Genomic DNA, 10188 nt, shown 5'->3' on the forward strand with positions numbered 1-10188 from the left:
GGCCGCGGGTGGTCACCCGCCAGCGGTCCCCGCCGCGGCGGAGCCAACCGGTACGCCCACCGCCGGACCAGCCGGTACCCGCGCCGGTGACGGCCGGCCGCGAGCCGTCCACCACTCCGACGCCCCTGCCGGGCGGGCCACGCCGGCCACGGACGGTGCCGAGACATCCACTCCGGCCACCCGGGAGACAGCCGCCGAGGAACCCACGCCGGGCGACGACCACACGCCGTCCGTACGGCCGTTCGGCACCGGATCCGGCGGTCGTCCCGCCGCCACGGCCCGCCCGTCGGGGCGACCGTCCGCGCACGCTCCCCGGATGGCGGCCGTCCCAGCGGTACCGACGCCGGCACCGGCAGCCGCCCAGCCGGACGTCCAGTCACCGGTGCGGCCAGCGACCACCTCGGCCGTCACACCGACTGGAACACCGAGCCCGTCGTCACAGCCGTCCTCCGAACAGTCGCCGTCTGTCGGCTCTTCGGCACCAGCCCTCCCGCCGTCGGCGAACGACCCCGCTGGCCCCACCCCGGCGGGACACGGCCGGCGGTCGGCGCTGCTTCCCGCGATCCGCGGCCCCCGCGGCGGACGTGAGCTGTGGCCCTGGCAGGAGCCCTGGGACGATGCCACCGAGCTGGCGCCCTGGGAGGAGATCCCCATTCGGGAGTCCCTCGCCGACCGGGTCGCCGCGCCGCTGGAAGGCTCCCGGCGGATCGCGGTCACCTCGCTGATCGGCGGTTCGGGACGCACCACCGTCACGGCGATGCTCGGGATGACCCTGGCCGGCATCCGCGCCGAGCCCGTGGTCGCCCTCGACATCTCCGGTGACCTGGAACGCGTCACGGCCACCGGCGACTCCGACGCGGAGGTCGAGTTCGGCGCCTCACTCGCGGAACGCGTCGGCGTGCGCCCATCTGTGACGCTCAGTGATCTGGTCGCGGACGCGATCTCCTACCGGGCCCGCCGTGGCGGCACCCCACGACCGCCCCGGGAGATCCGCTGGCTGATCGGCGGCGACGCCGTCGGGGCAGCCACGCCGGCCCAGGCCACCGCGGGCTTCGACGTCCTGCCCGCCTACCGCCCCACCGACGCCCCCCAGCCCGCCGGGCGAGCCACACCGGGCGAGACGGCGGCCCCCGCCCCCGGCAGCGCCGTTGCGGCTCCCGCCAGCGACACCGGGACGCAGCCGGCTCCGCTGGTGGCAGCCGGCATACCGGGCCCGCCCACCCCGCAGGTGCTCGCGGCCGGCCTGCGCACCCTGGAACAGACGTACCCGCTGGTGCTCGTCGACACCCCGCTGGACTGGGACAGCAAGTTCGCATCGATCACACTCGGTGACGCGGACGTGATCCTGCTGGTCGTGCCGGCGCTTCCCAGCGATCTGGCCGAAACGTCCGCCGCCATCCGTGGGGCGGCCGCCCTGCGCGCCCACAGCACAGGCCCGCGACCAGCGGTGATCGTAGCCGCGGTGTCGGTCCGCCGCGGACGGTGGTCACCGCAGACCCGCTCGGCCGCGGCCAAACTGGCCCGGCGGGTCGATGCGCTGGTGCGCATCCCGTATGACACACGACTTGACGACGAACTGCCCGACCATGCCCACGGCGCTGCCCGGCACCGCCCGGGCTCGCTGCCCGGCGGCCGCCCGCCGATCGTCTTCTCCCGGGTGCGGTGGCGCAGCCGGCGGGCATTTCTCCGGCTGGCCGCGACCGTCATCGACGCCTGCGATGATCCCGACAGTGCGGAACCCGAGAGGAATGAGAGCGACAACACAACCATCGCCACCGCCGCCGCCTCCGAAGATCGCGGCTTGATTCCCGGCGTATGATCCGACGATCTACGAGCCGGACCGAGTTCAGAAGGGAACAGCGATGATCGTCCATGCTGTGACCGCGCAGGCGACGATCGTCCTGGCACAGGTAGAGGTCAAGCCCGACGACTCCAAGGCACCCGGGATCAACGCGCTCAAGGATCTCGTCAACGGCCTCGCCGCGTACGCGGTGATCGCCGCGGTAGCCTCCGTGCTGCTCGGCGGAATCGCCTGGGCGCTCGGCGAGCGGATGGGCCTCGACCGCACCTCGGCGGTCGGCAAGAGCGGTGTACTCGCCGGCTTCGGGCTGGCCTTCCTCGTCGGTGCCACAGCCGCCGTCGTCAACTTCTTTCTCGCTACCGGAGCCTCCGCGTCGTCGGGCGCCGTCGATCAGCCGCAGGGGCTGGACAGGTCAGCCATCGTCGAGACGATCAACCCCGGGGAACCGACCCAGACCCTCCGCCACAGCCCTTCTGACCGGTTCTCGTGAAACCTGACGGCTGATATTGGGATGATGGATCCGCTGTCGTCTCGCGAGTAGTCGCGTCCGAGGTTGTCACACCGAGGGAGGGGATGTTGGTCAACCAGGCTGACTGGCCCATGCGCCGTCTCGTCGGCCTCCTGGTGGCAATCGGAGCGGTGACTGTGACGGCCGGCATCCTCATCGGACGCTACGCGATCCCGTCCTCCCGCTCGGTCAGCATCCAGGGGCAGCCCCCGCCACGTATCGACAGCCGTCCGACATCGGCCGCGTCGAATACCACGTCTCCCACCGTGGTACCGGGTACCTCTCCGACCGGAAGCGGTACCACCGCGCCTCCCGCGGCGCACCTGACCGGACAGATACCAGGCATGCCAACCCGCATCAACGAGTTCGGCATCCCCGTCGGCTACCCCCACACAGAAGCCGGCGCCATAAGCGCCTGCGGAAACTACGTCTCTGCATATGTTGATCGACGCAATCGAGATGCTTCTCAGCTCAAAAAAATATTTGGCTCAATTTCTACCCCTGAAGCAGTCGACAAACTAGCAGATCAAATAAATTCAGCAGATTCAACGATGGCAAAAAATCTTGGACTTACCTCCATCAACTCTCCCGACATGTTATTCAATATACGACCTCTTGGATACTCGGTAAAATCATTCGACTCTAATCAAGTAACAGTATCCGTGTGGTCAACTGCCGCCGTTGGATCTTACAGTAATAAAGGAATCACTACACCACAGCAAAGCTGGGGTACCGATATCTGCACAGTCACCTGGCAAGACGGAGACTGGAAGCTATCCAATGCAGGAGATGGACCGAATGGACCATCCCTCACTGAACGCGCGGCCGAGGGAATCGGAAGGTTCATCTACATAGGAAGGCCAGCAGAGTGAGCGCCCAGACGTTGGCCAGCAGAGAAGTACTAGCCATCAGCATCGACCCTCTTACCGGAATCAGGAATGCCGTTTCCGATGGAACCGACGGCTTTCTGGAATCGGTGGGTTCTGCGTTTGCGAACATGGCGGCGGACTTGTCTGCATCCATCTTCAATTTTGCCGCACAGCAGACCGCGATCGATCTAAATAAAGACTACATCGTCAACAATTACAATATTGTCTTCGGTGTGGCTATCCTGGTCGTGACGGGTCTGTTCATGTGTGCGTGCATCGCCGGAGCGATCCGGGGAGACGCGCATCTGTTGGGTCGCTCACTCGCGTCCACGGGTACGGCGATTTTTGGCTCCTTCGTCATGCTGACCCTGCTGCAGATGGTGCTTTCCGCCGCGGACGGCATGTCCGAGGCGTTCGGCGACGGCGCACCTCTGGGCGCAAGTCTGGTCGCTCAGCTCAGGGCCCTCCCCCAGCAGGGGAACTTCGCCCTCGACATGGTTCTGTCGCTGCTGGTCGCACTGTTCTCGTTCGCGCTCTTCCTGGTCCTCTACCTACGCAAAATAGCAATTATCGCGGTTGCGGTATTCATTCCACTATACCTAGCCGGGCAGCCGGCTATATCGACCCGCGACTGGATGAAGCGGGCCATGGAGATCCTCGCGGCGCTCATCCTTGCCAAACCGGTCATTTACGCGATCTTCACCCTGGGTGCGAGCATCGCGGGTGACTCAACCGGGTCGGGCATGGACCAGACGCTGACCATTCTCAGCGGTATTGTGATCATGGCTGCCGCGGTGTTCTCGCCGTTCGCCCTGCTACGTGTGATCGGGATGGCCGACGTCCAGCTCATGCAGGTTGTCGGCGCGGCAGGCAGGCGAGGCGCGGCGAGTTTCGGCCACGGCGCCGGCGCTCTGCTCGGCTCGTCGTCACGGGAGACCTTCCGGGGTATCGGCGGGCGGCTGCAGAGCCGGCAGCGCAGCGGATCGGGTGTGGACGCAGGCCGGCCCTTCACCGGTGACCTCGCTCCGGTCGGCACCGGTGCCGCGGCCAGGGCCGGCAGCCGTCGCGGCACCGGGGTGGGCCCGATGACACGGGTCGGTGCGCCTGTCGCCCGGGCCGGCCGGGCCGGCAGCGGGCAACCGGCGCGGACCGCGGCCCGCGCCGCGGAACACGCGGACGTTGGCTCGCCGGCGCCACGGACCAGGTCGGCAACCGGCACGGGCAACCGGGTCGCGGCGCCGGCCGGCACCTCCGCACGCGCCTCCCAGTCCGTTCCCCGAGCCCTGCCACCCGCCGGGTCATCACCCAAGGTAACCTCGCCGAGACCGCCCATCCACCCCACGCGTACCGGGGGAGGCTGAGTAGAGCGTGGTCGCCGAACGCAGCTACCGCTTCGGGCCGCTGGAACGCGGCGGCATCCTGCTCGGCATGCGCTGGCCCCAGCTGGGCCTGATGGTCGGCGTGATGCTGTGCGTCCTCGGGGCGCTGCGGTCGCCGGTCATATTCGCCCCGGGATGGATCGCGCTGGCCGGTGCGCTGGGGTTCGTCGCGTTCGTCCGCGTCGACGACCGTAACCTCGATCAGTGGGTACCGATCCTCTTCGGTTTCACGATGCAGAAGGTGATGGGCGAGACGGTGTTCCGCGGAGCGGTGTTCAGGGTCGGCAACAGCTCCGACCATCTGTCCAAGACCGCGCTGCCCGGTCCGCTGTCGTCCCTGGTGATGTTGTCGGTACCGGTGGGCAACGGCCGTTACGTGGCGGTGGTCAAGGACACCAGGCGGGGAACGTTCACGGCTGTCCTACAGGTGCAGGGCAGCCAGTTCGCGCTGCTGGAGTCCGGCGACCAGCAGGCCAGGGTGGACGCCTGGGGTGAGCTGCTCGCCGGGCTGACCGTCGGCGGCGGGCGGCTGTCCCGTCTCCAGTGGCTGGAACGCACGCTGCCGGACTCCGGGGACCAGCTGCAACGGCACTGGCGAGTGCGCGGGCAGCACGACGGTTCGTGGGCGGCCGAGGCCTACCAGGAGGTCATCGACGCCGCCGGCCCGGTCGCCCAGCGGCACGAGACCTTCCTGTCGTTCCAGCTCCGCGCGCGCGACGTACGGCGGGCGATCCAACGCGCCGGCGGTGGTGACCACGCGGCCTGCACGGTTCTGCTCGGCGAGCTGCGCACCATGGAGGCCGCGCTGGCCAGAGCCTCGATCAACACGGTCGGCTGGCTGCCGCCACGCGCCCTGGCCGCGGTGATCCGGACGACCTACGACCCGTACTCGATCGAGATGATCGACGCACGTGGTGGCGCGGCCTCCGACCGGGCCGGTGGGCTCGCGGGGCTGCCGTCAGGTGTCGACCCGGCGATCGCCGGCCCGGTGCGCGCGGTGGCCGGCTGGGACCACTACCGCACCGACTCCGGCTTCCACACCACCTATTGGATCAACGGCTGGCCGCGGGTGCCGTCCCCGGCCGCGTTCCTCGCCCCGCTGCTGATGGAGACCACCTGCCGGCGGACAGTATCCCTGATCGTCGAGCCGATGCCTGGCCGCAAGGCCGAGAAGGCGGTCAACCGCCGCCGGATGGCGCATCTGGGTGAACAGCAGATGCGCGACAAGGTCGGCAAGGTCACCACCCAGCGCGACATGGCCGAAGCGTCCGAGGTGGAACGCCGTGAGCAGGAGCTCATCGCCGGCTTCGGCGCCTTCCGCTTCCACGGGTTCGTGACGGTCTCCGCGGACGACCTCGACAGCCTGGCCGAAGCGTGCGGCGAGGCGGAGACGTTGGCGTCCCGCAGCCGGCTGGAGATGGTCCGTCTTGTCGGCGAACAGGATCAGGGGTTCAGCGTTGCCGCTCTGCCGCTGGCCGTGGGGGTCTCATGACACTGCACCGTTCGGGGGGGGCCGGCACCGACCGGGAGACCCGTCGTGAGCTGAAGGACCTGCGGCGGGCCGAACGTGAGGCGCAGCGCGGCGAACAGGCCGCCGCCCGGGCCGAACGGGCGGCCATCCGGCGGGCTCGGATGGCGTTGCGCCGCGGCGAGCAGCCACCACACCTCGTCGGCCCGCACGCTGGCCGGATCTTCCACAAGCTCCGTCTGCCGGCCCACATGGAGACGACCGCACAGATCGCCGGCATCTACCCGTTCGTCGTGGACGCCGGGCTGGACACCCCCGGCATGTACATCGGCCGCCACGTCTGGTCCGGCGACTCCTTCGTCTTCGACGTGTTCGAGCTCTACCGCCAGCAGGTCATCGAGAACCCCAACTTCGCGGTCTTCGGCTCGGTCGGCTCACGCAAGTCGTCCCTGCTCAAGACGCTGATCTCGCGGGGGGCCGCGTTCGGCTACCAGGCTGCCGTGCCCTGCGACCCGAAAGGTGAGTACACCAGGCTGGCCCGCCGGCTGGGCTGCGAGCCGACCTACATCGGCCCGGGCCTGTCTACCCGGCTCAACCCGCTGGACGCCCCGCCACGGCCGCCGGGCATGGCGGACGCGGACTGGTCCCGGGAGGTCAAACGGGCCCGGTCGGCGCTGCTGTCCTCGTTGATCGAGACCGCGAAGGGCGTGCCGCTCACCCCGTCCGAGCACACCGCTGTCGACCTCGCCCTCGACGTCGTGACCCGGCAGATCACCGGCGCCTCCACCGACCGGCAGGCGACCCCGCTGCTGCCCCACGTCCTGGACGCGATGACGAACCCGTCGGAGGCCGACTGCGCGGCACTGCCGGTGACCGCGACCGAACTGCGCGACTCCTCCCGGGACGCGACGCTGACCCTGCGCCGGCTCACCCACGGCGCGCTTGGCGGGCTCTTCGACGGCCCGACCACCTCCCCGCTGGACTTCGACCGTCCGATCGCCGTGCTCAACCTCGAGCGGGTCCAGGGCTCCGACGAGATGATCGCACTGATCATGACGTGTGCGCAGGCGTGGATGGAAGCCGCGCTGATGCGCCAGGACGGTGTCCAGCGCTACGTCGTCTACGACGAGTGCTGGCGGCTGATGCGCTTCGCGGGCCTGGTCCGGCGGCTGTCCGCCCAGCAGAAACTCGCCCGCCAGTGGGGATGCGCGAACGCGATCGTCGCACACCGGATCTCCGACCTGCTCTCGGCCTCCCCGGACTCCGTCGAGGTGGCCAAGGGCCTGCTCGCCGAGACCGCGATCCGCATTCTGTACAAGCAGGCGTCCGACCAGATCCCGGACACGCAGCGGGCGCTGGACCTCACCGACGTCGCCTCGGACATGCTGCCCCGGCTGGATCCCGGTTTCGCGTTGTGGCTCATCGGGAACCGCGCGTTCTACGTCGAGCACGTCGTCGGCGACCTGGAGATCCCGGTCGTTCTCAACGGATCGAAGATGCACGGCGAGGTCGACAACGTCAACCTCGTCCCGGATGATCTCGACCCCGTCCTGCTGGACGGCTACACCTATCGCAACCGGGCCGGGTACCACACCACCGATAACGACGAGTACGCCGGCGGCTACAGTCCCAACGCCGATCACGGCGCCGAACACGGCGTCCGGTTCGCCAACGGGCCCGAAGACGACGGCTTCGGCATCCCGGCCCGGTACGGAGCAGACGGATTCGCCGTTGACGACCCGTCTGCCGGCCAGGACGAGTTTTCCGCCGAAGAGATGATGGACACCTTCCCCTACGGCCCGCTGTCCCGGGAGATCTAGCCGACCGCGGGCCACTCGATCACGCTATCCGTTCCCCGGGCTCCACGGCCGGAACGGATCAGTCGCCTCGAGCTGTCCCTCGGGATCAGCGGTCGGGGAAACCGGCGGAACATCCGGCCCGTCGATCGGGAGGGATGCCCCCTGCCCGGACGGCAGCCCCGGCCGTGCCACCGGTGGCACAGCCGGGCGGGCTGTGGAGGCCACCCTGGGCAGGAGGACGATACCGGGATTGCAGTCGCCGAGCGCCGCCCGACGATCCCCCAGTGACGAGTCGATCAGAACGAAAGCGGTCGGCGGAAGCTGCTGGATCTGCGTCGGCTCGACACTGAACTCGTAGACCCGCTGCAGAACCGCGCCGTCCTGCTGGGAATCAGTGGCTGACAGGCTTTCGGTGTTCTCCCAGAATGCCGACTGGGACACCGTCACCGACCGGCTCCAGCCGCTTGATTTTCCACCCTTCCCGCGCGAACCGCCGCGGCTCTCGGTCTCGGAGAGAGAGACGCTCCCCCCCGCGCTGCTGGACGTTCCCGTGGTGAGGCTGCTGCCGACCTGCCGGGTGATCTGGGAGAAGACGAACTTGTGTCCACGACCGACGAACTCGGCCGCGGTCTCGGCCTCCTTGGCATTCCCCAGCCGCATGACGAGGGTGGCGCTGTCACCCGCGCCGATCAGGCGTTCGGTGCCCTCCCCGAGGTGCTCGAAAAGATTCACCAGACGTATGCCGGCGTTGGCCGCGTACCGGGCCATGCCCTCCAGCGCGGGCAGTCCCATCCGGTCTCCGCCGGCAACCACCAGAATGTCATCGTGGGAAGCGTCGCCACGGCGGCGGCGGAGCTGGTGCAGGACAATGTGGAACAACACCCTGTCGACGAATTCCTTACGGGCGGTCGACGTGTCATGGCTCGACGTTGCTATGATGCGCAGCCCGTGCACCGGCCACCACGGCTGTGGTGCGGCGGTCGTCGCCGTTTCCTCCCGGCCGGCCAGCCGTTCCAGAGACGCCCGCAGGTAACGGATTTCCTGCCGAGTTCCTTCGCTTTCACCCCACGTGCCCGCCCGGTCGGCGACAGCGTTCCGCTCCGCGGGCGACAGAGGATCGGAGCCATCATTCTGCTCGTTCCCCTCCAGCACGCGCAGGCCGGCGGCAAGCCGGCTGAAGGTCAGCGGTGGATCCAGCCGGGTGGCGACAACCGCGAGTATCTCGGCATCGAGCACCCGAAGCGTCGGATCAGCGCCTCCGCCACGTCCCACGTCGACGGCATCCGCAAGAAGCTCCGCGGCATCATCGGGATCCACGCCATGCAGCAGCCCCAGCCCGCCGATATCAGCGGGGAGATCGTCTACCGTGACCGGGCGCCCCGCATCGACCGCGAGCTGGGCAAGACCACCACCGACCCCGCGCTCGCTGAAGTCGAGCAGGAGAATGCCACCACCGGAAGCCAGCGCCGAGGAACCGACGGTCGCCAGCAGGCTCGCCCAGCCGTCGCGAGTGCCACCGAAAACATCGATCCGGCCCGCCGTCGGCCGGGGCGCCAGCGGGTGGAACAGCGGTGCCGTCTCCCGCCGGGTACGGTCAGCGGCCTCGTGACTTTCCACCGCCGCCCTCCAACCGGCGGTAGCGGCCTGATACCTCTCCCACTCGGCATCGCGATTCCTCTGCCATACGACCTTCGTTTGATCAATTTTTCTTTTAAGGCCCACTACTCGATAAAGAATAATTATTATCAGAAATAGTGCAATCGGAAACCAAAAAAGTGCTTTGTTTTCATCAAAGATCTCATATTTCATGCTAAGTATCAGCAGCATGACAGGGAAAATCAAATTCCCAGGAAGATGTCGCATGCGCTGCGCGAGGTCGTCTTCATGTTTTTTGGTGTCTGGTGGAGGTGGTTCGTTCCATACTGGTGGGTGGTCGCGCTGGGGATGTGGATTGACACCGGGATCGACATACTCCCAGCCCCACCGCTCGGCCGGGACGAACAACCGTCGGGCGAGTTCAGAACCGGGGTGCTCAGAACCGGACATCTGGCTTCATGGATTACAGCTCCACCTTCTGACGACCGCGATCGCAACGTTCGCATCGGCTTTGTGATACCAAAGTCGACATGGTAGGCCAACCTACCATCGAGCACCATCTGTGATGCTGCCGTGCAGCTGATATGGACCCGCGCCTGGCCGCCGCGTCTCCCGGCCACCGTGGGAAGCCTCAACCGGCGGCCGACCCGCTGGACGCCCTGCCCGCTGACGGATTCGGGCCCGGCCAGGCAGGGGCAGGCAGCCTCGGATCAGCCTCCCGCCCTGGCTCGTGAACGGCTTGCGGCTGCCGCGGCTGTGGCGGCCGCC

The 10188-nt window shown here is 68.1% G+C and carries 7 protein-coding genes and 1 pseudogene (1 of these 8 cut by a window edge); 6 read left to right on the forward strand and 2 right to left on the reverse strand.

Annotation, left to right across the window (positions count from 1 at the left end):
* The 6 genes and pseudogenes from FrCorBMG51_RS25325 to FrCorBMG51_RS14400 form a co-directional block, all read left to right on the forward strand.
* A pseudogene (locus FrCorBMG51_RS25325) lies at nucleotides 1-1819 on the forward strand (hypothetical protein); the annotation flags it as partial.
* A gap of 43 nt (nucleotides 1820-1862) precedes the next feature.
* Nucleotides 1863-2291 carry a DUF6112 family protein gene (locus FrCorBMG51_RS14385; protein ID WP_047223576.1) on the forward strand — a complete coding sequence of 143 codons (429 nt, stop codon included), beginning with the start codon at nucleotides 1863-1865 and terminating at the stop codon, nucleotides 2289-2291.
* A gap of 110 nt (nucleotides 2292-2401) precedes the next feature.
* Nucleotides 2402-3181 carry a DUF8175 domain-containg protein gene (locus FrCorBMG51_RS28285; RefSeq protein ID WP_476742168.1) on the forward strand — a complete coding sequence of 260 codons (780 nt, stop codon included), beginning with the start codon at nucleotides 2402-2404 and terminating at the stop codon, nucleotides 3179-3181.
* Entirely contained in the window at nucleotides 3178-4539 is a 1362-nt protein-coding gene (locus FrCorBMG51_RS14390) for a hypothetical protein (protein WP_047223577.1), read from the forward strand. The genes FrCorBMG51_RS28285 and FrCorBMG51_RS14390 overlap by 4 nt, the downstream gene beginning before the upstream one ends.
* 7 nt (nucleotides 4540-4546) lie before the next feature.
* The gene (locus FrCorBMG51_RS14395; RefSeq protein ID WP_047223578.1) at nucleotides 4547-6049 is read left to right on the forward strand and encodes an SCO6880 family protein; all 1503 of its coding nucleotides are present in this window, start codon (nucleotides 4547-4549) and stop codon (nucleotides 6047-6049) included.
* Nucleotides 6046-7845: a conjugal transfer protein TraC gene (locus tag FrCorBMG51_RS14400; protein WP_047223579.1), complete on the forward strand. Its 1800-nt coding sequence runs from the start codon at nucleotides 6046-6048 to the stop codon at nucleotides 7843-7845. Before FrCorBMG51_RS14395 ends, FrCorBMG51_RS14400 begins: the two co-directional genes overlap by 4 nt.
* A gap of 24 nt (nucleotides 7846-7869) precedes the next feature.
* Here the strand turns inward: FrCorBMG51_RS14400 and FrCorBMG51_RS14405 are convergent, their stop codons facing one another.
* On the reverse strand, nucleotides 7870-9828 hold the full coding sequence (locus FrCorBMG51_RS14405) for a serine/threonine-protein kinase (protein WP_157180507.1): 1959 nt from the start codon (nucleotides 9826-9828) through the stop codon (nucleotides 7870-7872).
* Between the two features lie 135 nt (nucleotides 9829-9963).
* Nucleotides 9964-10188, reverse strand: the 3' end of a protein-coding gene (locus tag FrCorBMG51_RS14410; RefSeq protein ID WP_052914682.1) for a protein kinase domain-containing protein. 1854 nt of this gene lie beyond the right edge of the window; the window shows 225 of its 2079 coding nt (coding positions 1855-2079); the start codon falls outside the window, past its right edge; its stop codon occupies nucleotides 9964-9966.

This window comes from Protofrankia coriariae (genome assembly GCF_001017755.1).
GTDB lineage: Bacteria > Actinomycetota > Actinomycetes > Frankiales > Frankiaceae > Protofrankia > Protofrankia coriariae.